The organism is Haloarcula rubra (genome assembly GCF_019599465.1).
Lineage (GTDB): Archaea > Halobacteriota > Halobacteria > Halobacteriales > Haloarculaceae > Haloarcula > Haloarcula rubra.
The window spans coordinates 1-21,776 of record NZ_RKLR01000015.1 but is presented as its reverse complement, the minus strand read 5'-3'; the positions used below and the strand labels follow the sequence as shown (position 1 = coordinate 21,776).

Genomic DNA, 21,776 nt, shown 5'->3' with positions numbered 1-21,776 from the left:
GCGACGATGACGTTATCCTGGTTCCTCTACGTCTAGCTTTTTATTCATATCGTGTTTATGGGTCACTCATGAGTGACGATCAGTCACGCTACGAGTACGACGTCGTCGTCGTCGGTGGCGGGCCCGCAGGGATGACTGCAGCATTGTACGCCACACGGCTCGGCCACCGGACCGCCGTGATTAATCGTGGCGGAGGCCGCGCGGCGATGATGCAGGAGGTCCACAACCTGCTGGGCGTGACCGAAGATACGAGCGGCATGGAGTTCCTGAGCGCTGGCCGCGAGCAGCTGGAAGAGTACGGCTGTGACCTCCACCAGGACATGGTCCAGTCGTGTGCACCCACCGAAGACGACGGAGTCCGGCTGGCCGGCAACAGTGCCGAGTACGACGCCGAGGCGGCCGTCCTCGCGACGGGGTTCAACGACGTTCGGCCGGAGCCGCCACTTCCCCGGACCGGGCGTGGCCTCCACTACTGTCTGCACTGTGATGCCCACATGTTCGTCGACGAGTCGGTGTATGTGATGGGTCACGCCGAGAGCGCCGCCCACGTCGCCGGTATCATGCTGAACTTCACCGACGAGGTCGACCTGCTTACGCGCGGCCACGATCCCGAGTGGAGCGACGAGACGGACGGGATGCTTGACCGGCATCCCATCGACGTCATCCACGAGGACGTGACTGGCATCCAAAACGGGGAGGACGGGTGGCTGAAGGCCTTGGAGTTCGAAGACGGAACGGTACGAGAGTACAAAGGCGGGTTCGCAATGTACGGCGCCGAGTACAACAACGGACTGGCCCGCGAACTCGGCTGTGACATCAACGACGACGGGACTGTTGCCGTCGACGACCACGGCCGGACGGACGTCGACGGTGTCTACGCTGTCGGGGATATGACGCCGGGCCACAACCAACTCCCGGTTGCGCTGGGGCAGGGCGCGAAGGCCGGCATCGACATCCACTTCGAACTCCGTGACTTCCCGCGAGACCCCGAACTGCTCGACGAACAGGGGCCGGTGCGCTCCGAAGAAGTGCCAGGCATCCCGGACGAACTGCTCGAACAGGCCGTGGATTTCCACACCTACGGCGGGGACTAAATCGCGTCCCGTTGGTCGAGGAACTCCTGGGCGCGCTCACGACCCAACTCTTGGAGTTCGGCGAGGAACGCCGGGTCGCGGTCTACCTTCGTGGAACAGTGGAACCGTTTCCCCATCTCGATGCGGTGAATCTCGGTCTTCGTGAATTCGTCGGCGGGGAGTTTACCGTCATCGACCCAGTCGTTGACTCGCTGGATGAACCCCAGCTCCTGATTGAGCGAGATGTTCCCCGATAGCTCGTTGCGACGGTCCGCGATGACTTCACTCGTCGTCGGTTCGCCCTCGAACGTCTGGGGGTTCACTTGAATCACCCACAGTTCCTCGGGCTTGCGGCCGGGTGGCTGGTCCATCAGGTCGCTGACCGGCGGGTTCTGCGAGAACAGCCCGTCCCAGTGGTAGTGGCCATGTATTTTGACGGCCTCGAACAGGTTCGGCACTGCTGCTGATGCCAAGACAGCGTCGACGGACACGTCCTCGTTCGTGAACGTCTCGAACACGCCAGCGTTGATATTGACTGTCCCGACGACGAGGTCAGGCGCATCGCGTTGACAGAGCTCGGGAATTGTTTCGAAGTCGATATAGCGCTCCAGTACTGTGCGAATACGTTGTTTCCCGAGTTCCGGCATCGGAAGCTGTGAGGGACTCACCGAGGGAATAGCGAAACCGGCACTCTCCATCCGGGAGAGACCCGTCACCCAGGTGTTGAGCCACTGATCGCTTGGCCCGTCGACGGCCATGTCCGACCAGATGCCCTCGAGGATATCCGCCGCGTCGTCGGCGTCGCCAGTCAGCAAGCCGTACCACATCGCGAGTGCGTTGAACGCCCCACCGGAACTGCCGCTGATGCCCACGAGGTCGTATCGGTCGTCGTCCCAGTGGGCCAGAATCTCTCGGAGGACACCTGCTGTGAATGCGGTATGGCTGCCACCACCCTGGCAGGCGATGGCGACACGGGTCGGGTCACGCTCTTCACTCATAGGTGTGGACGTAGCCACCATCGAACAGTAGATCGCCACCGTTGAGGTGTTTTGCGTGGCTGGAAAAGCCGAATACGAAGAGATTGGCCACCTCTGCTGGCGCCATCATCTCTTTGGTGCGGGCCTGTCCCAGCATCACATCCTCGATGACCTCCTGCTTAGAGATCCCGCGCTCCGCGGCGGTATCCTCTATCTGATTGATCATCAGCGGCGTCAGCACGTATCCGACGCTCACAGAGAACCCGCGGAGTGTCCCGTTACCCTCGGCGGCGATAGCACGCGTCAGGCCGGTCAGCCCGTGTTTCGCGGCGATGTATGCCGGTTTGTCTTTCGTCGCATAGTGGCCGTGGACCGAAGACATGTTCGCGATTGCGCCGACGTCGTCGTCTGTCGCTTCGATGTGGGGAATTGCTGCCTGTGCGGTTTTGAACGGCGATCGCAGCATGATGTCGAGCAAGAGGTCGTACTTCTCCATCGGGAACTCTGCAATGCTGGCAATATGCTGCATACCGGCGATGTTCGCGACAAACCGAAGATCACCCTCCTCGGCGGCTGCCTCGACCACCGCCTCTACGTCCTCGTCGTCCGTCAGGTCCGTTTCGACGCCGTGGAACGCACCCCCGGCGTCAAACTCGGAGACAACGTCGCCAGTCCCGTCCAGTCCTTCGGCATCGATATCGGCACCGACGACCGTCAATCCATTGCTCGCCAGTGCGACGGCGGTCGCACGGCCGATACCGGACGCGGCACCGGTCACCAGTGCGACGGAATCGGTGTCGAAGTACGGGTCATCGATGCGAAGCAGGTCATCAGGAGTCAACTCCGGAGCGGATAAGTCCATCTCTTGGTCGGGCATCGTGTACTCGGATAGATAGAGACAGTTCGTGTTCATAACTCCATCTCACGTTGGGGTAACGCCGAATATCCGTCGTCGTCGGTTTCGTCACAGGAACAAGGTGAGCTAGCAGTTAGCGAGATACTTTAGGTAAGTAGATAGTACATCGAAACGTGACGGAGGCACCACACTATGTCCACGAAGACTGGCGATAGGCACGAGAGGTTCCCAACTACCGGCCCCGTGGTGGGCGATTACACGAGGTACACTCACGTCACGTCGGACGAAGATACCATCATCTACGACGAAAACGAAGAGGATGCGTGGGTTCAGGCTACCAAGTCGGTCAACCTCGACACGTGGCGATAGTCATCGACTGCTCCTCGGAGGGCCGTATGAGGGGTGTACCTCCCGAAATACTGTGAACGAGACTGGAATTGAGCGCCACCGTCGCCAGCAATCACGCGTCTGGTTCTGATTCGTCAACGAAGAGTTGGAACACTTTTTTCCGGGCATCGGGGAAGTGTACTTCCGAATCAACAAACCCCAGACGTTCCAGTCTATCCAGCGCGCTGCGAACAGTTCGTTTCGGGAGGGTCGTTTCGTCGACGAGTTGTCCCTGAGTTAGCGGTCCCTCGTGGACGAGTGTAATATAAATTAGTTTCGCGCTGGGCGGACACTCGGAGAGCTGACTGCGCCGGTGCTCTGGAAGGTTACGCGGCCGCACGGTCACCCCACGACTAGTTCCAGTGCCAACACGATGCCCCCGACGATAGCGAAAACGACACCCAATCCTGTCTCCATCAATTCACTTGGGACATACTTACCGACTCGGGTGCCTATAGTTCCGCCGATGAGGACGCCCGGAATCGACCACGCCACGACGTACCAGACCGGTGTCGCAGTCAGGGCGTGGACCACGGCACCGGCGACAGCGGTGATACCGAGCACGAAGACACTCGTGGCGACTGCAACACGGGGCGGGATACGGCAGCGGACGATAAGTTGTGTCGTGACGATTTCCGGCAGGCCAGCACTGATGAGTCCAGTGACGAACCCACCGACCGTCGAGAGGGCCACGCCCGGTGGCCGCCAGCACGTGTCGTACCGAAAGCTTTCGCCGTCGGCGGCTTTTATCTCCGTACTGCCTCTCCCGGTGTTCTTTTTTTTCAGGAACTCGCCCTCACACTCCCCCGGTTCGCATCGTTCGGGAGACTCGTAGTAGACGAGAAAGCCACCCAGTAAGAGCAGTCCGGCACCGAAGATGAGCTTCAGGAGAGTCGGATCAACGAAGTGGGCGGCGAACGCACCAACGACGATGGCCGGGACCGACCCTGCAAGCAGCCACTTAGCGGTCTGGAAATCGACGATGCGCTGTTTTACGTACGACCGCAAGCCGTTGCCCATTCCGAACACTTCGGTCAACAGGCCCGCCCCAATTGCCTGGGAAGGCGTGAGGCCCACGACGAGCATGAAGAAGGGGCTGAAGAACAGCGCCCCAGAGACGCCGGACGACAACGCCACAGTCGCGAACGCGATCGACGCCGGGAACACCCACCAGTGAGCGAGGAACTGCTCCATGGGGAACGCGCCGACGGCCGACAACTGTCCGGATACGACTGCCATCACGATAGCCCCAGCTGTGCCCAGAACCACGAAGCGGTTGCCGTCGACTGGGACCTCCATTCTCAGGCAAATCGGGTCTCAATGGTCTCGTCGTCGGGCGTCCAGCCGACGAACTCGCCGCCCTCGAACGGGAGATCGACTGAAGCGACGTAGTTACACAGACCCACATAGAAGTCGACCAACAGGCCGACTGCCACGATTTCCGCCGGCGAGTACGCGTGCGCGAGCGCGTCGTGAATCTGGTTGGTCACCGTGCCGGCCGCGACAGCCTCGGCGTACTGGACCAAGACGAACTCGGCGTTGTCGAAAACAGAAAAGTCTCCACCACCGATAGCCCGCATCTCGTCGGTCGTGACGCCTTTGTCGCGGGCGATGTCTACGTGTTGGTGCCACTCGTAACGGGCGCCTCGGGCCCGTGCGACCGTGAGGATGACCAGTTCCTTCGTCCGTGGAGTCAGCTGGTCGTACAGCGTGTTCAGGTACTCCAGCGTCGCCTCGAGTAGTTCCGGGTTGTGCGCCCACACCCGGAATATGTGGCGGTCGCCCAGATAGTCATCCGTGAACAGGTGATGATACGATTCGGGTATGTCGTCGATATCGAGGAGTTCGAGTCGGGTCACGTCAAAAGAAAGCTGCGGGTCTACAATAACCGTAGCTCACCCGAACGTAACGTGGTTGCTGCTTGCAAAGGGAGGTTACGTACGTGTTACAAAAGAGTTAGATATGTACAAATTGTCTCTCTGATTAATATCTGTATCCGAGGACCGACATGGACGAGAGTACCCCGAACGACGACACCGACCTAAGCGAACGGTACGCGAAGATCTTTCGGTACAGTAACGACGCCATCATGGTTGTCGATTTCGGCACCGAATCGTTCGTTGACGTGAATCCAGCTGCCTGTGAGCTGCTTGGATACGATCGTGAGACGCTTCTGTCACTGGATCCGAGCGTGATTCACCCAGACGATATGGACCGCGTGCGCGAGTCGTTCATCGCCGACGTGCAACAGACCGGGTCTGGGTGGACCGACAATTTGACTTGCATAACAAAAGACGGTCGAGAGATCCCGACAGAGGTGTCCGGGGCCACACTGGAATCGGAGGCTGCGTCGTCAGAACAGACGCGAATGATCGCGATCCTCCGAGATGTGTCCGAACGCGTCCGCCGCCAACGCGAACTCGAACGGCAGGTAAAAAGGTTAGACCGGTTCGCGCGAACGGTCTCTCATGACCTACGGAACCCACTGACGACATTACACGGCCAACTCGAACTCGCCCGCGAGACCGGTAAAAAGCAACACTTCAATAAAATAGAAACTACTATCAGAGAGATAGATGCCATCTTGGATAACGTCCTGACGTTGGCGAGGGCCGAGAGCGTTGATAAAAATAATCTCAGCCCCGTTGACCTCGAAACCGTCGGGACAAAAGCGTGGGAACAAGTTCAGACAGCGAACGCTACCTTACGGACGGATGCAGCCGTCAATTTGGTGGCAGACGGCGATCAACTCCGAGAACTGTTCGACAACCTCTTTCGAAATGCGGTGGACCACGGTCCGGTTGACGTTACAGTCACACTCTGGGCGACCGACGACGGGTTCGTCGTGAGTGACGATGGTCCTGGGGTGCCACCAACAGAACAGGACCAGGTATTCGAATGGGGATACACAACAATCGACAGTGGCACCGGATTCGGGCTAGCGATCGTAGCGGACATCGTAGCGGCTCACGGCTGGGATATCGATGTCTCGGACAGTGAGGCCGGAGGTGCAGCGTTCGAAATCACGGGCGTCACTTTTGTTTGAGCAGTCAAAACCGGCCGCTATGCTCGTCTTCTGGCGGCTGGAGATGCCGCTTACCCCAATTTTCCATCGCACTTACTACTGGTTCGAGTTCGCTCCCCCGCTCGGTCAGCGAGTACTCAACACGGAACGGTTGCTCGCTAACTATCGAGCGCTCGATCAGTTTCTTTTCTTGGAGATCCTCCAGACTGTCGGAGAGGACCTTACTTGAGACACCGTCGACTTGATCCTGTAATGCGCTGAACCCGAGCGGTCCGTCATTGAGGAGTCGATGGATAATCACCGGATGCCACTTCCGGCAAATGAGCGTCGCCGTCGAGGTGACGGGACACCACTCTTCCCCAGCGCACCACACCTGAAGTCCGTCGGACGAGTCATGCATGCTATGCTGAACTGTTCGTCCTGTAGGACTATATAATTACTCTACGTAACTAACTTACTATATACTATCATCCTCATAGATCGACTATTTGACCGTTTCGACAGCACGTTTGGCGGCTTCCCAGTTTGGTTGTTCGCCAGGATTATCAGCGCACTACACGTATCGGATCGTCTGCGTCTGAACCACAAAGAATACGATACGCATCGCGATACGTCGATGTCCCTGAAACTCGTTGCACAACACGTCGTACGTTTCAGCGATAGCCCCGTCGCTGTCGGAGAGTAGCGGCTAGTCCAGTCCCTCTTAATGGGCGAACCCACGGTGATTGAACGTACTGTCAGCCGAAATCAAACCACGACAGGTCGTGTATATCGCAACTGGTCTGTCGACACTCCGGAGTGAACTACCCCACCCTCAAGGAGTGAGGCACTACTGTGGCGAGTGAGTAGGGTGGGGTAGTTCACCATCGAAAAAGTAGAAATTCAGCAACACCGGCTTGGATCCGAGTGCGTCGGACAACCGATATTGTTCGACGTCAGCCGATCGGTCGGCTGGAACACCCGGAAGCGTAAGATCCAGTGCTCTATCTCCATTGATTAGCATATTGTATCCATGTGAGCCAACCATATCAATCGCTACTAACGGTGGCGTAACGCCCCGAGGTGGGACTCACTCGGTTTTCACTCGCCATCTACCGCCTCTAGCGCCGCCGGGAGGGCAGCGTATATTTCAGCAGTGTGTGCGAGCGCATCGACCGTCGTTCGCTCGTCGACGGCGTGTGCCGTCTCCGTCCCGAGCGCGAATTCGACAGTCGAGATGCCTCGGTCTCGCAGTGTCTTGGCGTCACCGCCGCCGGTGGCGCTCCGAGCCAATAGCTTGCGTCCGGTGACCGTGCGTCCGGCGCGCTGGACGGCCTCAACGAGCGGCGCGTCGGGTGACTCGTAGGTACCGTCTCTCCACTTGACGGACGATAGTGTCACGCCAGTTTGTTTCTCAACGAACGTGCGGATGCGGTCCAGAATCGGTTTGGTAGCGACACTCGCCGTCAACCGCACGTCGATCGTCGCACGAGCGGTCACGGGAACACTGTTTATATTGTCACCCCCCTCAAACGTTCCAAGGCTCACGGTCGGGCGCTCGAACAGGTCCCAAGCGGTGTCCTCGCCCATCAGCGGTGAATAGTAGGCGACCGATTGAGTGAGGATGCGCTGGACATCGGGATGCAGGTCGAAGCGCACAGCGTGAAGTTCCTCGCGAAAAGCATCAACCGTCGCGTACAACCTATCGACGACGTTCTCTCCAAGCATCGGCCGGGAACCGTGAGCTCCCTCACCTGTCGAGGACAGGGTCAGCCAGATGCTTCCTTTGTCTGCCACGGCGACGGCTGGACGGTCCGGCGTCCCCGACAATTCGCCGATGACGCATGCCGATGGGGGGCTCTCGAACGCGTCAAGCCCGTGCAAAACTGCGTCCCCACCGCCCGTCTCCTCGTCAGTAACAAAGGCGAACCCCACTGGGATTGATCCATTTTTATCGACCGTCGCAAGACTGCGCGCCGCTGTCAACATTCCGGCGACGGCACCTTTCATATCAGAGGCACCTCTGCCGTAGACGATATCGCCATCACGCTCGCCCAATGGGTCTACTGACCACTCACTCTCGGTGTATGGCACCGTATCTAGGTGGCCGCTGAACACGAGTTCTGGTTTCGGATGCCCCTCAATCCATGCAACTATACCCTCGGACTCGTCGTCAGCAAGTCTTCGTGTGACAAGACCAGCCGATTCGAGTTTCTGTTCCACGTACGAGACGGCGGCGGCGGTTTCTCCGGGTGGGTTTTGCGTGTCAATTGAGAGTAGGTCCAGCGCCGTCGTCACCAGCCGATCACGGTTGTCGTCGGTACCAGCTGCCGTCTCAGAGTCCTCCATCGTCTGTGGTAGCTCACAACGGGACGTACGTTACCATCGCGCCGAGAACGATCCCGTACACCAGATGGAACAGCGTGAACATGCCAACCATAGCCGGCTCGGGCTCCATCGCAAGGACGACTCGCATCCAGAACACCGCGCCGACGACGGTCAGGACAAGCCCGTACACGACTGCCCACAGCAGGCTCGTAGTGAGCGCACCGGGACCGACGCCGAAGCCGAGCGCTGTCACAACGACAGCAAAGACTGCCCCGGCACCAATGCCATACAGCATGTGCAACGCCATGCCTTGCATCATGTACGACTCGGGACCTTCGTCGCCGACATACTTCGCCCAGAGGGCTGCCGTCGGTGGGGGTGAGTCGTCTCCGAGTGCCATCATGAACATCGTCATAACTATTGTTGCGACCAATCCGCCGACCAAACCGCTGAGTATGCTTACCATGGGTGAGTTCCTGACGCGTATTGCGTCTGTAGGTTACCTCCAGTAACTACATACTGCACAGTAAGTAATAAACCGGGTGTAACGTTCGGATTAGTTGGTTACGTCACCGTAACTCATTCTGGGTTTCTAAGTCCGTTACCGTCCAGCGCTCTGGGTGGGCGCGAACGCAGTTCTCAAGCGGTACAGCTTCTTCGAAAATTACGTTCATTAGGTTATCTCATAAAAACATCCGAGAAGGGTAGACTTCTGTCTGGTTGTCTAGCACTTACTATGCCATAACGCCGTTACCTGGGTTTTACCCGCCAGTTATGATGTCCTCGTAACATGTGTTGATATGGGACACCGATGGAGAGACAACAGTGGAGCGACGAGATGACAATGCTCTACAATCACCTCGGGGGCGGGCACTCTTTTTTCCGTATCGAGGTGTTCGTTCGATCGCTGGCACCCGGGACAGCCAGACCACAACAGGAGGACCTCATCCGCAGACTACGGACACTGGAGGCTGAAGGCGATATCGAGACGGTCGATCTCTATGTCACTGGAGATTGCGTCTGCGAATCGACGGCCGCTGCAGCAACAGACACTGGACAGTTCCTTCTCAATCGATTTGAGCGATTTGGGGCGTGGGCGAGCGAGTTCGGGGTAGACCTCGTTGGATTTCGAGATCGATGCGTCGACTCTACGCTGACGAGGACGACGGTAACGGGGCATCAATTCCCACGAATCGCTGTTGCAGTGTTTGATGACGACGATCTAGTTCTGGTCACGCCATGCGCAGAAAACGACGCGCAACACTCTGTCGCGGAACTGGTAACGACGCTTGAATCGGTCAGTGATTCCGCCGGAGAACAGGATCTGTCTGCCTGAGGCCAACGTGGATCGACTGTGTGGTTCTCTCGCCGACCGAGTCTCTCAAGAAGCGAATTGATTTTGCCTAGTTTTTGAACCAATCAGTCGAAGTGGACCCCGTTCCGAGATTCATGGAGCGATTCGCAGATCGCCCCCTGGCCCTCGATGTTCGCGGCAGCGAGCCGCGCGTCACGGACAATCGATTCGAACGACTCCGGGTCGGAAGCTAGCGGCTCGCCTTCGCGGTCAGCGAACAGACGATCGCTCTCGTCAGCAACGAGGCCCGTCTCTCGGGCCTTGTTGAGATACTCGGCCAGTGGGTCGCGCGCCACGGTGACCGTCAGTGCGCCATCTTGGACGGTTACAGCCGCCAAATCAGAACTGAAATCAAGTTCGATGTCGGCCCGCGTCAGTGGCGCGATCTGATCGGGATCAAGTCCGCCCTGTTGGAGGGCCTTGATCGCGCTGTGTTGGCGAGCGAACCGGGCCTTCTCGTCGAGTTTTTGCTGGACAGCCATGATGCCGTCTTCGGCGTCCTCGAACACAGAGTCGAAGGAGCGACGTTGATTGACACCGGTCGTGATCTCGTCGCCGTGCATGTGGTCCGAGAGACGGACAGTAACGGACGTGACGCCGGAAACCACCTCAACTTCGTCTCGGATACCCGTCGCCATCATCCACGCAAAGGCAGGCGAACACCAGGCCGTCGGAAGCACGAACGCAACGGTCACTGCCCCATCGTCGATCTCGATCGCTTCGACGTACTGGAGTTCGACGATAGAGCGATCCAGTTCAGGGTCGTGGACGTGGTCGAGACGGTCGCGGATGGCGTCGAGATCGACCGACTTGTCGGTGGTCACCGAGGAGTGGGCTATCTCCGAGTGGTTCGTCGAGCCCGGTGAGTCCGGTGGATCTGTCGTCGCCATGGTTCAGTCCGCCGATGCCTCCTCGTAGCTGTCGCCGAGCTCAAACTCCTGGCTGATCGCGTCGTCGCGGAACTGTTCTTTCTTTTCCTCGATGTCGATGTTGTAGAGCTGTGCCGCGTTTTCTCCCATGATCTTTCGCTTGACGTCTGGGGAGAGTTCGACGCCGTACTCGGCTCGTTCCTCCTGGGTCAACTCCGCGTTCATCACTGCCGGAACGAGCCAGTCGGGCTCCCAGATGCCGTAGTCGCTGCCGAAGAGGAGGTTGTCTTCGCCAACCCAGAACAGGAGTTCACCCATCATCTCGGCGAACTTCCGCGGGCGGTTCTGAGCGAATGGCGCCGCGACGGCAAGTCCGCCGTAGACGTTAGTCTCCTGGGTGGCGATGTGACAGAAGTCGTCCACACGCGGGAAGCCGACGTGTTCCACGATAAAGTTGAGATCCGGGAACGACGTGGCCGCGTCGTCGACGTCGCCAACGTCGAAGGCATCGCGGTTCAACGGCCGGATCGTCGGTCCCTTGTGGGCGTGGATGTTCTCGATCCCGAGTTCGGCGCACTTCTCAAGGAAACGGAACGATTCCTCGCTGTCGAGGCGCCAGCCCTTCGAGTCGCCGCGCCACTCCGCCGTGTAGAGCTTCACGCCCTGGATGTCATAGTCGTCCTTGAGGCGTTCGAGGTGGGCGATTCCTTCGTCGCCGTCCCGCGGGTCGAAGCTTCCATTGAGGACGAACCGCTCGGGATATTCCTCGGCGAGTTCGGCGTTCTGATCGGTCGTATTGAACCCCTCGTCGTAGAAGTCAGTCAGGTACGTCGGCTGGAAGATACCCATGTCGACGTAGCCGTCTCGGAAGAGGTCCTGGATCATTCGTTCGGCTCCGTACTGCCGGTACGTGTCCATGTCCCACTGCTCTTCCTCGGGCGTGAACGCCGTGTGGTAGTCGTAGAAGCACTGGATGAACTGTTCGCCGCCCTCGTGGACGATGTTCTCCTCTGTCGCGTCCCAGAGGTGGATGTGTCCGTCGATGACGAACACGTCTTCGCCGTTGTGCGTGTACATTGCTCTTGGATAGTGGTAACACACGGCAATAGTGATTTTACCGATAACTATAGGCGTACTTCTTAGGCAGAGTGGTGCTATTGTTAGAGTGTGACATGCACGCAGCACGACTCCACGAGTACACGGACGACATGAGCGAGGGACTGACGATCGAGGAGATCGACCGACCGACAATCGAGCGGTCGGACGGCGTCCTCGTCGAGGTGATCGGTGCCGGATGGTGCCAGACGGACAACCACATCATCGAAGGAATGTGGGACGAGTACGTCGACCAGGACCTGCCGATGACGCTTGGCCACGAAAACGCCGGTCGAGTCCTCAAAACAGGTGACGAGGTTGACATCGTCTCAGAGGGCGACCAGGTCATCTGCCATCCGGTCCAGACGTGTGGAACCTGTCGACCCTGTCGACTCGGCGAGACGATGTACTGCGAGAACCAGTCGTTCAACGGATTGACGATCGACGGCGGGTTCGCCGAGTACCTGCTGACCAGCGAGCGGTCGGTGATCCCGCTGCCCGATGGCGTCGATCCGGCAGAGATCGCACCCCACGCCGACGCCGGGATCACTGCCTATCACGCCGCAAAGAAGGCAGTCGCCGAGCTGAATCCCGGTGACCACGCCACCGTCATCGGTGTCGGCGGCCTCGGTCATATCGGCGTCCAGTGTCTCGACGCGATGAGTGCGGCAGAGATCACCGCAGTCGACCTGAAAGACGAGGCACTCGAACTGGCCGAGGACCTCGGCGTCGACCACACTGTCAATCCCGAGAAAGACGACGTACGCGAGTTCATCGACAGCGTCACCGACGGCACAGGTGCAACACAGGTGCTTGACTTCGTCGGTGCGGATGTGACGACCGAGTACGCCCCCGACATCACCGCCGCCGGTGGCGACCACCACATCATCGGCTACGGCGGCCACATCCACGAACCCGCTCAGGCACTTGTCAACGGTGAATTTTCCTACGTAGGTAATATCGTCGGACAGTTCTCGGAGCTTCAGGAACTCGTCGCTCTGGTCGAGCAGGACGAGGTCGATCTACACACGTCCTACTACGACCTCGACGATGTCAACGTAGTCGCTGAAAAACTCGAACATGGTGAGATCGAGGGTCGAGCGGTGATCCGCCCATAGGTAGCGAAGGATGGGGATCGAACAATACTACGGAACTTCGCCCTTCATCGATCCCTGGAACCACCGTCCTGTCTCCGCGTTGCATCACTTGCAGTAGGCAACGACTGTACTCTCGTCATCGGTTCGTTCCAGTCGCCCCTCCGTGTCGGTCTTGCACTCCGGACAGTGTCGCAGTTTGCGTTGCTCCCAGTACTCCAGCGGTGCGCCGAGCGCGAGCGCGCGGACGCTTTCGTCTCCCCGATTCCAGCCACGCTGGAACTCCTCACGGTCGAATCGGATAATCTCGCCTTCGTCGACCGCCACCGGATCGGCCTCGGTCTTGAACGTCGCCGTCCACGACTGAACGTAGAACGGTTCCTCCTGTACCTCGTGGTTGTGGTAGGCGAACACAAAGCTATCGCCGGGTTCGTGCTCGTAGTAGTTGATCGCGAGGTCGGTGACACCGAGCGGCTCTGTGAGGTGGCGCATTACTGCCGCCGGCTGGACGCTGTTGTTTACCTCGTCGATGCGAACCTTCTCGATGCGTGTCCTATTCGGGCCGAGAATATAAAAGACGGCAAGCGAGTGGTGTGTCAGACGGAGATTCGTCTACAGGCGGAGCAGGCCGAGCGCCTCGGGGTTTGATCCCGAAGCGGTTCACAGCAGAAACTCGGTCAGGTGGTCGGTGAACTCTGCCGTCCGATCCTCCGGAACCCAATGGTTCGCTTCGAGACCGATCAGCTCACAGGAGTCGATGTCGGCTTCGAGTCGTTCCGCCCATTCGATCGGCTGGAACTCGTCTTCGGTTCCCCACAGCAAGAGCGTGTCGGCGGTTACGTCACTCGGATCAACCTCCGTCGTGTGGCTGGTGTTTGTCGCACTCGCGTTGCGCACGACGGAGGTGACGCCTTCCTCAGAGGCCCACGGCGCCTTCATTCCGTCAAGGAATGCTTCGTCGTGGTCGTCGCCGAAGAGCGTGTCCCGGAACAGCCCATCGAGCATCCCCTGGAGTTCCTCAACGCTCGTTTCTCGTGCCGTCTCGGGCAGGCCGAGGTCGGTGATCGTCTGGATCGGCCAGGAGTCGTAGGCGACAGAGTTCGACAGGACCAGCCGGTCGATCGCGTCTGGCGTCCGGGCCGCGTAGCGTAAACCCACACCGCCACCGAGATCGTGCCCGACGAAGTCGATGGTATCGAAGTCGTGCTCGTCAACGAGACTCCGGATCGCAAGCTCCTGGGCGCGGATTGACCGGTCGAATCCGTCGTACATCGCGGAGTTGCCGTAGCCGATCATGTCCGGCGCGATTGCACGCCGTTCCGCAGCAACCGCGTCGAACTGGTCGCGAAAGAGGTACGAGTTTGTCGGGATACCGTGGAGGAAGACGACGGGGTCACCACTGCCTTCGTCGCGGTACGTCATCTCGATCTCGTGGTCGTCCACGGTCACCGTCGTGCTGTCCTGTGCCGCAGTCCATTCGTCGTAGGTTGTCGTCATCGTCACTCTTGACCTCGCAGATGCTTTGGTAGAAAGGCGCAAAGCGCTAGTCCCTATGTTCATAGGACCGGTTTTTATACGGATTATCGTAGTGGTGGATAGATTCACTCTCTCGATAGAATCGAACACCTCGGTTGGCAGGCTTGCTCTATCCGTTCGGCTACGATGAGCCCTCTCAATGGAATCGGACAGCAGCCGGTTTCGAAGCAACAATAACTTCTCTGTCGGACGGTCAGTCGCTGACAGTCACTGCTCGACGCCACTTTCGAACAGCCGCCCGATGACCTTCTCCTCGGCAGTCCGGATGTGCTGGCTAAACGTCGATTGTGCGATGCCGAGCGCGTCGGCACACTCCTCGGCACTGGACCGTCGTGGCCAGCTGAAGTAGCCGCTCAGGTAGGCGGTTCGGAGCACTTCCTGTTGCTTGTCGGTGAGCTGGTCGGCCATCGTCGCGTGAACCCCGGACTCGGTCCGGACCGGAACCGGTTCGTTGGAGTTTCGGCAGGCAGTGAGCGTCGACTCCGGATACTGGTCTCCGAACTGTTCGGCGACCCGCCTGACGTCGACGTGGGCGGGCACGTCTGCGACAATCTCACCGATCCCTTCGTCAGCCAGCACTGATCGTGCGATGGCCCCCGTATCAGCGAGGGTAGTCGTCACGCAGGGGCCCGAAACAACGAACTCGAACAGGCCGCCGTCAACCCCCCGGCTAATTAGCCGCGCCTCGTCGATAACTGCCGTCTCCTCGACCATGGAGAGAACGCGATCAGGTGCCGTCCCTTCCACGGTAAAGTACTCCAGTAGCCGATCATCGGAACGGTTCACCATATGTTCAAGGGTGACTCGACAGTCAGCGACGGCGGATGCATCGACGAAGAAACAGTCACGATCCAGAAGCTCGAATTCGAGTTTGACTGCTGAGCCGGTCGGATCGACGCTCGTCATTCCCATGATAGATATTAACAAGCGCGCAAATAAGAGATAGGGGGTATTACGAGCGCCGCGTCAAACCACCAGTCCGTTGCGGCGAGCTAGGAGACCGAGCCGAGAGAAGTTGCAGCGACGTGACGCCGCCTCGTTCACGAAGTAGAGTCGATATTCGATTGACGGCCGGTGTCGACACCAGAGACGCGCTTAGCGGGATCCGGAACTGTTTGGCCGGGATGGACGGCATCGAGATCACTGATATCTCGTGGACCCGTGGTTCGTACGAGCCGCTCGGGAGTCCGATCGTCGAAGCGAGCGCGCGGGCAGCCGACCACGTCGTCGACGACCAAGTCTACCGGCGGAGCGCAACCGGTGGCGGTGATGCCAAAGTGCTTCGACACGAGGGGATTCCAACGGTCGAGTTCGGCTTCCGGACCCAGACAGCGCACGGAACTGACGAGTACACGACGACCGAGGCCCTGGTTCGAAACGCCATCAGCTACGGGACACTCCCAGTCCTCTACGAGCAGCTTACGAGCGCTGACAAATGATTGCAGCCATCGGGGGGCCGACAGTGGCGCTGATGACGCTCGTTATTCTGGTCGCCGGGACGACGAATGGACTCGCTGGCTTCGGGTTCGCCCTCGTCGGGACGATGGCGCTTGCAACGGTAATCGATCCGGCAACGGCAGTTGTTTTCATGATCATCCCCATTCTCGCGGTGAATCTCTCGCTAGTACGAGATCTCACCCGGGAAGAGCTGCGAACCTGTAGTCAACGGTTTGCCCCACTCATCGGTGCAGCACTGGTCGGCACGGTTGTCGGGATGGCCGTCCTGAGTAGTCTTCCGACCACCCCGCTGCGTCTCGGTCTCGGAGTATTGACGCTCGGGTTCGTCGCGACCGCCCAGCGACGAATCTCCCTCCCGGAGTGGTCGGCAGGTGGAATCGGTTCGTTCGCTCAAACGCGAGTTGGGATGGTCGGCGTCGGCAGCATTTCAGGACTGCTGTTCGGAGGGACGAACGTCGGGGTACAGCTCATCGCGTATCTGCGGATCTTCGACCTCTCCCACGGGTTATTCGTCGGCGTCGTCGCCCTCGTATTTCTGGGGCTCAACGGGATCCGCGTTGGTGTGGCGGGTCTATTCGGGCTGTATCCCAGCCAGACCGTCCTGTTCGCGTCCGTCGTCGCTGCCATCCCGGCCGCAATCGGGGTCGCTGTCGGGAAGCGCCTCCGAATGACTGCCAGCGAGCGGTCTCGCAGACTCGTCGTCTTCGGTCTCCTCACTGTCGTTGGATTTCGTCTGGTTGGCGGTGGATTAGGACTGACCTAAGCGCCGGTGCCAACACGTTGGCCGTCACCCAATTCGAGTGAGTAGATCCGCTGTCTCGCATCCATGAACGAGATACGGGAGGAGACGATCCCGTTTTTTTCGAGTTCCGTGAGAGCATATCGAACGGTGCGGCGCGGGAGAAGCGTTGACTCAGCGAGCTCCGACTGCGTGCTATCGCCCTCGTATTCGAGCATTTTTGCGACGAGTTTGGCGCTCGGCGGGAGATCCGCAAGGTCAGCAGAAGTTTCCTGAGGTGACAGAGACGGCTGTTCAGGCATGAATAACAGAAGGGCACGGAACCATCTTAATAGACTATCGAACGTGCATTTACATTACACAACCGGCTACTCGCCGGAGTCACTCGGCCGCCGAAGCCCATTCCAACAGCGGTTCGAGACGGGTTCGCACCTCATCTCCATCGTCGGTCAGCGAGTACTCGACACGGGGTGGAATCTCGTTGTACTGGGTCCGAGAGATCAGTCCGGCTTCCTCGAACTCGTCGAGGCGTTTCGAGATGGTCGAAGTACTCGCCGTCGGAAGATGTTCTTCGATCTCCGCGAACCGGAGTGAATCGTGCGCCCCGATGATGCTGACGAGTTGCATCGCATATTTCCGGCTCAGCGTGTCGATGACACCCGTGAGCGGACAGTAGCACGTTCCGTCGATATCGCACACGGGCGCGTCTGCGGTGGTATCTGCCATAGCTTTGTAGTCTCGAACTTACTCTATAGCTTTGGACTCCGAAGTATAAGAACTTCCCGTCATAAAGTATAGCCATGAATGACCAGCATGTCTGACTATGATCTCGTGATTCTTGGCGGAGGGGCCGCTGCCTTCGCCGCGATCACTGAAGCGTGCCGGCGGGATCTCTCGACGGCGATGGTGAATACCGGCCTGCCCATCGGCGGAACCTGCGTGAACGTCGGCTGTATCCCGAGTAAGCATCTCCTTGCCGTCGCCGAGAGCGGCGCTGCAGCGTCGGAGAATCCCTTTAACGCCGTTCGATACCCCGAGGAACCGACCGTCGACTGGGCCGACGCACTCGACGGCACCGACGAACTCGTCAAGGGATTCCGCCAGGAGAACTACGTCGATGTCGCCGAGCACTTCGAGACCGACATCTACGAGGGCTACGGCCAACTGGTCGACGACACGACCATCGAAGTCGTCGACGGCGCCGACGAGGGGGAGCGCATCACTGGGGAAAAGGCGCTCGTCGCGACCGGCAGTTCACCGTGGGCGCCGCCCATCGACGGCCTCGACGACGTCGATTACTACACGAGCGAAACGATCCTCAAGGAGCGCGACCTCCCTGAGAGTATCGTGATGCTCGGCGGGGGTTACATCGCTCTCGAGTGGGGCCAGATTCTCCACCGCGTTGGTGTCGACGTGACGATTCTGCAGCGCTCCGACCGCCTCCTCTCGGACATGGAAGGCCAACTCGGGCGTGAGATGCAGCGCGCATTCGAGGCGGAAGGCATCAAGGTGGTCACCGGCAACGGTTTCCAGCGTGTCCACGCATCAGCAGCCGACGGTGGAGCCGAAGCGATCCAATCAGGCGTCGCCGTCGAAACGGTCGTCGACGGCACCGAGCGGACAGTCACCGGGGACGCGCTGTTCGTCGCAACCGGCGTCCAGCCGAATAGCGAGGGCATCGGCCTGGAAACGGTAGGGGTTGAAACAAACGACGACGGGACGATTCGTGTCGACGAGCATTTCCAGACGACCAATCCCGACATCTACGCGGCGGGCGACGTGATCGGCGAGCCCGAACTGGAGACGGTCGCCGCCAAGGAGGGCAATCACGCCGTCAAGAACGCCTTCGAAGACGAGAGCGTCAGCATTGATTACGACGCGGTTCCCGCAGTCGTCTTCACCAGTCCCGAGGTCGCTGCTGTCGGCACGACCGAACTGGAGTCCATGGATGAGCACGGCACCTGTTCGTGCCGGACCATCCAGATGGCGGACGTACCGCGGGCGAAGGCTGTCAAGAACACAGAGGGCCTCGTCCAGGTCGTCAAGCACCACGAGACCGACGAGATCGTCGGCGTCCACATGGTCGGACCCCGTGCCGCCGACATGATCATGGAAGCCACGCTGGCGGTGAAATTCGGTCTCACCGTCGACGATATCATCGATACCGTTCACCCGTTCCCGACGTTCTCCGAGGCGTTCAAACAGGCGTGTCAGGCGTTCCGTCGCGACACGTCGAAAATGAGCTGTTGTATCGAGTGAATCACCTCCGAAGCAGATATTGAGAACTCCCGTTCTCGATTGGACGTTCACTCTGACAGCCACAGCGCTCGTGCGAACTCGTTTCGCATTCGCGAGGAGTATTTAATGAGACGACGCTCACTCTCTACTACGATCCAATGCTGGAACTCTATCGACTCCCCGGCTGCCCGTACTGTGCGAAGGTTGAAAACAAGCTTGATGAACTGGATTTAGAATACGAGACTCATAATGTTCTTCCCTTCCGGTTTCTCCGGTTTGAAGTGAAATCCGTGAGCGGTCAGTCCGGGGTGCCGGTACTCGTTGACCCCGAACACGGAGTCGAGGGGATGGCAGAGAGCGACGCCATCGTCACCCATCTTGAGAGCACGTACGCCTGACGTAGTTCTAGAGGACTGTCGAGAGCGGCTGCCCGCCGCACACCGTTGTCCAATATCGCCAAAATGATCGACTCCGTCATCTCATTTGCCCTCGCCAGCTTTTCAATTGTCGCGATAGCGTGGACCCTGCGTCGTCGCCACGTTGCCGTGACTGCGGTCGACATCGCGGCTACGCTTCCGTGGTTCGGCGTCATCGGTGTCGCGGTCGCTATCGGACGTTCAGTACCCATGTCGGGACTGGCCGCTGGCTTCGTTCGGAGCCCCACTGTGTACCTCATAGTTGCTACGCTGGTTGCAGGACTGTGGCTGATACTCGATGCTGCCGATGTGAACGATATCGCTCGATGGACAGCCGTAAGCGGTGTCCTCACAGCTATCACCGTCGGCGGAGTAAGTGTTCTCGCAACGGAGGCGCTCCAGTGGCGAGTTGTCGTCTGGAACGCAGCTGCAATCGTGCTAGCGATCGGTATCACCGGACTTGTCCTACGAGCGGTTCAGGATCGATATCTGTCCACCCACGGGTGGCTCGGTGGTGGGGTCCTCTTTGCGCACGTCCTTGACGCAACGACCACGGGAATCGGACTCGAGCGCCTCGGGACGATCGAACGGAACCCGATCTCTGCAACGATCATTCAGTTCGGAGACGGCGTCGGCCCGTCCGGCGTCGTACTCTTTCTCCTCGTAAAAATAACGGCGGCATTGCTCGTCTTAGCCGTTCTCGACACAAACAGAGATCACCTGGACCGAGAGTCAGTGGGCCTGCTAGTCATCGCCGCCGGCGCCGGTCTCATTCCTGCTGTCCACAACCTCACACTCTTCGCGCTTACAATCCAGTAACCGGGGATCGGACCACAGTCAGCCCCTCTGTCCCTCCCTGTTGGAGAATTCAATTGAACCGGATTGTCTCGTCAAACGGACGCGGAACCTACCTCGGAGAAGACCATTCGTGTCGGTGAACGTCCACAGACCTGCCTGTTACTGATCCGATAGGGTGGGTCAAGCACCAACCCGGTCAGGATTTATATTGGTAAGCGAGGCGAATACCCCGACCTACCGTGGTCGGGGATGAAGCCGACAATCCGCAAAACAAACCATTAATCAGACACACTCCAGACCAGTAGACAGCGATGGATTTCAGTCACCGCTACCAAGCATACCCGACAGGAGAGGTAGCGGAGCGGCTGGAACATCACATCGACGTTCATCGTCAACTCTACAATCACGTCCGCTCAGACTACGAGCAAGCTCCAGAGGACGACAAGCCGAGCGAGTACGACCAGAACAACAAACTCCCCGAGTGGAAGCGCAAGTGGCCGGTGTTTGCTGAACTGCACTCGAAGGCCGCGCAAGCCACCGTCGCTCGCTTCTATCGTAATCTCTCGACCCTTCACAAGATGAAAGGGAAGGGGGGCCACCGTTGGTCGGCTCAAACGGCAAGCACCCAGCGACTATCGGAGTGTGACGTACAACCAGTCTGGCTTCGACCTCGATGAAAAGAGGGGGCACTGCAAGTACGCATACGTCCGCTTCAGCAAAATCGGCTGGGTGAAACTCCGGTACCCGCGTCCGATTCCCGACCACACCACGATTAAAGAAGTCACGATCAAAAAGGAGACGACTGGCGAGTGGTTCGTCTCCTTCGGATTGGAAACCGACGATGCTGACCTGTCGGAGAAACCCGACGTGGGCTCGCTGGACGCGAACAACAGCGTTGGCGTTGACCTCGGCATCCAGAACTACATCCACACCTCGGACGGTACGACCGTGGACTGGCCAGACCTCGCAGACGACTACGAGCATCTGCGCCGCGAGCAACGCACGTTGTCTCGCAAGGAGAAAGGGTCGAACAACTGGGAGAAACAACGGACGCTCTTGTGAAGCACGTTGTTGATTTTCAGAGGGCGGCGTCGAGAGCATGTTTGAGCGCTTCGTCACCTGGTTTTCTGTAGAGTTCGCAACGGAGCTGAAAGGCTCTAAGATACGGTGTTAGCTTGTCTTTTGACACTCCTCGGTGGGGCGAGAGCCACCGTCGCGTCAGCGACGCGTGGCTCTCGCAGCTGTTGACGTGGATGTCGCCGTCAGCGTATTCTCCGTCACCGTGGACGACGTATTTGCGGGTGAATGCGTCGTCTTCTTCGAGCGGATCGTAGGCCCGAAATCCGTCCGTATAGACGGTCAGCGACTCCTCGTCGTGGTCAGCAAGCAGGAGTCGAATGGTCGATTCGTCGGCGGATTTCGCTGGCACGACGTACCGATCGTCCGAGCCACGATCGACCAGCGTGAACACCGGCGGTTTGTCGCCGTCGTACGATCCTCGTCCACGCGTGGACAGGCCACGCGAGCGCGACTCCTGGTCGCGCTCGCGGCCTT

26 protein-coding genes and 1 pseudogene are annotated in these 21,776 nt (G+C 59.1%); 11 read left to right on the top strand and 16 right to left on the bottom strand.

The genetic code is table 11. The annotated features are described in order from the left end of the window. Positions 1 to 68 precede the first annotated feature (68 nt). Positions 69 to 1,094 carry an NAD(P)/FAD-dependent oxidoreductase gene (locus EGH21_RS21100; protein ID WP_220620387.1) on the top strand — a complete coding sequence of 342 codons (1,026 nt, stop codon included), beginning with the start codon at positions 69 to 71 and terminating at the stop codon, positions 1,092 to 1,094. Here EGH21_RS21100 and EGH21_RS21095 read toward each other — a convergent pair. Together EGH21_RS21095 and EGH21_RS21090 are read right to left on the bottom strand one after the other, a co-directional pair. After that, the gene (locus EGH21_RS21095; protein WP_220620386.1) at positions 1,091 to 2,071 is read right to left on the bottom strand and encodes a patatin-like phospholipase family protein; all 981 of its coding nucleotides are present in this window, start codon (positions 2,069 to 2,071) and stop codon (positions 1,091 to 1,093) included. The two genes, EGH21_RS21100 and EGH21_RS21095, sit on opposite strands and share 4 nt — an antisense overlap. Next, on the bottom strand, positions 2,064 to 2,927 hold the full coding sequence (locus EGH21_RS21090) for an SDR family oxidoreductase (RefSeq protein ID WP_220620385.1): 864 nt from the start codon (positions 2,925 to 2,927) through the stop codon (positions 2,064 to 2,066). The genes EGH21_RS21095 and EGH21_RS21090 overlap by 8 nt, the downstream gene beginning before the upstream one ends. A gap of 171 nt (positions 2,928 to 3,098) precedes the next feature. On the opposite strand from EGH21_RS21090, the gene EGH21_RS21085 reads away from it, so the two are divergent. Then, positions 3,099 to 3,275: a DUF7331 family protein gene (locus EGH21_RS21085; protein WP_220620384.1), complete on the top strand. Its 177-nt coding sequence runs from the start codon at positions 3,099 to 3,101 to the stop codon at positions 3,273 to 3,275. Between the two features lie 91 nt (positions 3,276 to 3,366). Here EGH21_RS21085 and EGH21_RS21080 read toward each other — a convergent pair whose 3' ends face one another. The 3 genes from EGH21_RS21080 to EGH21_RS21070 are packed head-to-tail and all read right to left on the bottom strand — an operon-like array spanning position 3,367 to position 5,152. Beyond that, positions 3,367 to 3,633, bottom strand: a complete 267-nt coding sequence (locus EGH21_RS21080) for a MarR family transcriptional regulator (protein WP_220620383.1) — start codon at positions 3,631 to 3,633, stop codon at positions 3,367 to 3,369. A gap of 2 nt (positions 3,634 to 3,635) precedes the next feature. Next, positions 3,636 to 4,592, bottom strand: coding sequence for a sulfite exporter TauE/SafE family protein (locus EGH21_RS21075; protein ID WP_220620382.1), 957 nt, complete (start codon positions 4,590 to 4,592; stop codon positions 3,636 to 3,638). A gap of 2 nt (positions 4,593 to 4,594) precedes the next feature. After that, a complete protein-coding gene (locus EGH21_RS21070) occupies positions 4,595 to 5,152 on the bottom strand; it encodes a carboxymuconolactone decarboxylase family protein (RefSeq protein ID WP_220620381.1) in 558 nt (185 codons plus the stop codon). 149 nt (positions 5,153 to 5,301) lie between these two features. On the opposite strand from EGH21_RS21070, the gene EGH21_RS21065 reads away from it, so the two are divergent. Further along, positions 5,302 to 6,339 carry a two-component system sensor histidine kinase NtrB gene (locus EGH21_RS21065; RefSeq protein ID WP_220620380.1) on the top strand — a complete coding sequence of 346 codons (1,038 nt, stop codon included), beginning with the start codon at positions 5,302 to 5,304 and terminating at the stop codon, positions 6,337 to 6,339. A 4-nt stretch (positions 6,340 to 6,343) separates the two neighbouring features. Here the strand turns inward: EGH21_RS21065 and EGH21_RS21060 are convergent, their stop codons facing one another. The 3 genes from EGH21_RS21060 to EGH21_RS21050 form a co-directional block, all read right to left on the bottom strand. After that, a complete protein-coding gene (locus EGH21_RS21060; RefSeq protein ID WP_220620379.1) occupies positions 6,344 to 6,718 on the bottom strand; it encodes a winged helix-turn-helix transcriptional regulator in 375 nt (124 codons plus the stop codon). A 680-nt stretch (positions 6,719 to 7,398) separates the two neighbouring features. Continuing rightward, positions 7,399 to 8,646, bottom strand: a complete 1,248-nt coding sequence (locus EGH21_RS21055) for a M20 family metallopeptidase (RefSeq protein ID WP_220620378.1) — start codon at positions 8,644 to 8,646, stop codon at positions 7,399 to 7,401. Between the two features lie 13 nt (positions 8,647 to 8,659). Then, complete coding sequence (locus EGH21_RS21050) at positions 8,660 to 9,091, bottom strand: hypothetical protein (RefSeq protein ID WP_220620377.1); 432 nt, start codon at positions 9,089 to 9,091, stop codon at positions 8,660 to 8,662. Between the two features lie 345 nt (positions 9,092 to 9,436). Between EGH21_RS21050 and EGH21_RS21045 the strand changes: the two genes are divergently transcribed. Then, entirely contained in the window at positions 9,437 to 9,961 is a 525-nt protein-coding gene (locus tag EGH21_RS21045; RefSeq protein WP_236035736.1) for an HTH domain-containing protein, read from the top strand. Positions 9,962 to 10,044: 83 nt separating this feature from the next. Here the strand turns inward: EGH21_RS21045 and EGH21_RS21040 are convergent, their stop codons facing one another. Continuing rightward, on the bottom strand, positions 10,045 to 10,869 hold the full coding sequence (locus EGH21_RS21040; protein ID WP_220620376.1) for an iron-sulfur cluster assembly protein: 825 nt from the start codon (positions 10,867 to 10,869) through the stop codon (positions 10,045 to 10,047). A 3-nt stretch (positions 10,870 to 10,872) separates the two neighbouring features. Continuing rightward, positions 10,873 to 11,925 carry an amidohydrolase family protein gene (locus tag EGH21_RS21035; RefSeq protein WP_220620429.1) on the bottom strand — a complete coding sequence of 351 codons (1,053 nt, stop codon included), beginning with the start codon at positions 11,923 to 11,925 and terminating at the stop codon, positions 10,873 to 10,875. 95 nt (positions 11,926 to 12,020) lie between these two features. On the opposite strand from EGH21_RS21035, the gene EGH21_RS21030 reads away from it, so the two are divergent. Then, positions 12,021 to 13,061 carry an NAD(P)-dependent alcohol dehydrogenase gene (locus tag EGH21_RS21030; RefSeq protein WP_220620375.1) on the top strand — a complete coding sequence of 347 codons (1,041 nt, stop codon included), beginning with the start codon at positions 12,021 to 12,023 and terminating at the stop codon, positions 13,059 to 13,061. Positions 13,062 to 13,145: 84 nt separating this feature from the next. Here EGH21_RS21030 and EGH21_RS21025 read toward each other — a convergent pair whose 3' ends face one another. The 3 genes from EGH21_RS21025 to EGH21_RS21015 form a co-directional block, all read right to left on the bottom strand. Beyond that, a complete protein-coding gene (locus EGH21_RS21025) occupies positions 13,146 to 13,529 on the bottom strand; it encodes a cupin domain-containing protein (RefSeq protein ID WP_236035735.1) in 384 nt (127 codons plus the stop codon). 168 nt (positions 13,530 to 13,697) lie between these two features. Beyond that, entirely contained in the window at positions 13,698 to 14,534 is an 837-nt protein-coding gene (locus EGH21_RS21020; protein WP_220620374.1) for an alpha/beta fold hydrolase, read from the bottom strand. 246 nt (positions 14,535 to 14,780) lie between these two features. Next, the gene (locus EGH21_RS21015) at positions 14,781 to 15,479 is read right to left on the bottom strand and encodes a bacterio-opsin activator domain-containing protein (RefSeq protein ID WP_236035740.1); all 699 of its coding nucleotides are present in this window, start codon (positions 15,477 to 15,479) and stop codon (positions 14,781 to 14,783) included. A gap of 218 nt (positions 15,480 to 15,697) precedes the next feature. Between EGH21_RS21015 and EGH21_RS21010 the strand changes: the two genes are divergently transcribed. Together EGH21_RS21010 and EGH21_RS21005 are read left to right on the top strand one after the other, a co-directional pair. Continuing rightward, complete coding sequence (locus tag EGH21_RS21010; RefSeq protein WP_236035734.1) at positions 15,698 to 16,012, top strand: zinc-binding metallopeptidase family protein; 315 nt, start codon at positions 15,698 to 15,700, stop codon at positions 16,010 to 16,012. After that, positions 16,009 to 16,794, top strand: a complete 786-nt coding sequence (locus EGH21_RS21005) for a sulfite exporter TauE/SafE family protein (RefSeq protein WP_236035733.1) — start codon at positions 16,009 to 16,011, stop codon at positions 16,792 to 16,794. Before EGH21_RS21010 ends, EGH21_RS21005 begins: the two co-directional genes overlap by 4 nt. On the opposite strand, the gene EGH21_RS21000 is transcribed toward EGH21_RS21005, so the two are convergent. After that, complete coding sequence (locus tag EGH21_RS21000) at positions 16,791 to 17,072, bottom strand: winged helix-turn-helix domain-containing protein (protein ID WP_220620372.1); 282 nt, start codon at positions 17,070 to 17,072, stop codon at positions 16,791 to 16,793. The two genes, EGH21_RS21005 and EGH21_RS21000, sit on opposite strands and share 4 nt — an antisense overlap. 79 nt (positions 17,073 to 17,151) lie before the next feature. Further along, positions 17,152 to 17,496 (bottom strand): winged helix-turn-helix transcriptional regulator, encoded by a 345-nt coding sequence (locus EGH21_RS20995; RefSeq protein WP_220620371.1) that lies wholly within the window; start codon positions 17,494 to 17,496, stop codon positions 17,152 to 17,154. Positions 17,497 to 17,574: 78 nt separating this feature from the next. Between EGH21_RS20995 and merA the strand changes: the two genes are divergently transcribed. The 4 genes and pseudogenes from merA to EGH21_RS24625 all read left to right on the top strand — a co-directional run. Next, positions 17,575 to 19,029 (top strand): mercury(II) reductase, encoded by a 1,455-nt coding sequence (merA, locus tag EGH21_RS20990; protein ID WP_220620370.1) that lies wholly within the window; start codon positions 17,575 to 17,577, stop codon positions 19,027 to 19,029. A gap of 137 nt (positions 19,030 to 19,166) precedes the next feature. Continuing rightward, complete coding sequence (locus EGH21_RS20985) at positions 19,167 to 19,406, top strand: glutathione S-transferase N-terminal domain-containing protein (protein ID WP_220620369.1); 240 nt, start codon at positions 19,167 to 19,169, stop codon at positions 19,404 to 19,406. A 63-nt stretch (positions 19,407 to 19,469) separates the two neighbouring features. After that, complete coding sequence (locus tag EGH21_RS20980) at positions 19,470 to 20,243, top strand: DUF63 family protein (protein WP_220620368.1); 774 nt, start codon at positions 19,470 to 19,472, stop codon at positions 20,241 to 20,243. A gap of 290 nt (positions 20,244 to 20,533) precedes the next feature. Continuing rightward, positions 20,534 to 21,272: pseudogene (locus EGH21_RS24625) on the top strand (RNA-guided endonuclease InsQ/TnpB family protein); the annotation flags it as partial. Between the two features lie 28 nt (positions 21,273 to 21,300). Here the strand turns inward: EGH21_RS24625 and EGH21_RS20970 are convergent. Further along, positions 21,301 to 21,776 (bottom strand): IS1595 family transposase (locus tag EGH21_RS20970; RefSeq protein ID WP_220620367.1); only part of this gene is annotated, 476 nt, incomplete at its 5' end.

Excerpts from the sequence above, each read along its gene's own strand:
- EGH21_RS21100 (WP_220620387.1), top strand. The coding sequence starts at position 69 with ATGAGTGACGATCAGTCACGCTACGAGTACGACGTCGTCGTCGTCGGT.
- EGH21_RS21095 (WP_220620386.1), bottom strand. The coding sequence starts at position 2,071 with ATGAGTGAAGAGCGTGACCCGACCCGTGTCGCCATCGCCTGCCAGGGT.
- EGH21_RS21090 (WP_220620385.1), bottom strand. The coding sequence starts at position 2,927 with ATGCCCGACCAAGAGATGGACTTATCCGCTCCGGAGTTGACTCCTGAT.
- EGH21_RS21085 (WP_220620384.1), top strand. The coding sequence starts at position 3,099 with ATGTCCACGAAGACTGGCGATAGGCACGAGAGGTTCCCAACTACCGGC.
- EGH21_RS21075 (WP_220620382.1), bottom strand. The coding sequence starts at position 4,592 with ATGGAGGTCCCAGTCGACGGCAACCGCTTCGTGGTTCTGGGCACAGCT.
- EGH21_RS21065 (WP_220620380.1), top strand. The coding sequence starts at position 5,302 with ATGGACGAGAGTACCCCGAACGACGACACCGACCTAAGCGAACGGTAC.
- EGH21_RS21060 (WP_220620379.1), bottom strand. The coding sequence starts at position 6,718 with ATGCATGACTCGTCCGACGGACTTCAGGTGTGGTGCGCTGGGGAAGAG.
- EGH21_RS21055 (WP_220620378.1), bottom strand. The coding sequence starts at position 8,646 with ATGGAGGACTCTGAGACGGCAGCTGGTACCGACGACAACCGTGATCGG.
- EGH21_RS21050 (WP_220620377.1), bottom strand. The coding sequence starts at position 9,091 with ATGGTAAGCATACTCAGCGGTTTGGTCGGCGGATTGGTCGCAACAATA.
- EGH21_RS21045 (WP_236035736.1), top strand. The coding sequence starts at position 9,437 with ATGGAGAGACAACAGTGGAGCGACGAGATGACAATGCTCTACAATCAC.
- EGH21_RS21040 (WP_220620376.1), bottom strand. The coding sequence starts at position 10,869 with ATGGCGACGACAGATCCACCGGACTCACCGGGCTCGACGAACCACTCG.
- EGH21_RS21035 (WP_220620429.1), bottom strand. The coding sequence starts at position 11,925 with ATGTACACGCACAACGGCGAAGACGTGTTCGTCATCGACGGACACATC.
- EGH21_RS21030 (WP_220620375.1), top strand. The coding sequence starts at position 12,021 with ATGCACGCAGCACGACTCCACGAGTACACGGACGACATGAGCGAGGGA.
- EGH21_RS21025 (WP_236035735.1), bottom strand. The coding sequence starts at position 13,529 with ATGCGCCACCTCACAGAGCCGCTCGGTGTCACCGACCTCGCGATCAAC.
- EGH21_RS21020 (WP_220620374.1), bottom strand. The coding sequence starts at position 14,534 with ATGACGACAACCTACGACGAATGGACTGCGGCACAGGACAGCACGACG.
- EGH21_RS21015 (WP_236035740.1), bottom strand. The coding sequence starts at position 15,479 with ATGACGAGCGTCGATCCGACCGGCTCAGCAGTCAAACTCGAATTCGAG.
- EGH21_RS21010 (WP_236035734.1), top strand. The coding sequence starts at position 15,698 with ATGGACGGCATCGAGATCACTGATATCTCGTGGACCCGTGGTTCGTAC.
- EGH21_RS21005 (WP_236035733.1), top strand. The coding sequence starts at position 16,009 with ATGATTGCAGCCATCGGGGGGCCGACAGTGGCGCTGATGACGCTCGTT.
- EGH21_RS21000 (WP_220620372.1), bottom strand. The coding sequence starts at position 17,072 with ATGCCTGAACAGCCGTCTCTGTCACCTCAGGAAACTTCTGCTGACCTT.
- EGH21_RS20995 (WP_220620371.1), bottom strand. The coding sequence starts at position 17,496 with ATGGCAGATACCACCGCAGACGCGCCCGTGTGCGATATCGACGGAACG.
- merA (WP_220620370.1), top strand. The coding sequence starts at position 17,575 with ATGACCAGCATGTCTGACTATGATCTCGTGATTCTTGGCGGAGGGGCC.
- EGH21_RS20985 (WP_220620369.1), top strand. The coding sequence starts at position 19,167 with ATGCTGGAACTCTATCGACTCCCCGGCTGCCCGTACTGTGCGAAGGTT.
- EGH21_RS20980 (WP_220620368.1), top strand. The coding sequence starts at position 19,470 with ATGATCGACTCCGTCATCTCATTTGCCCTCGCCAGCTTTTCAATTGTC.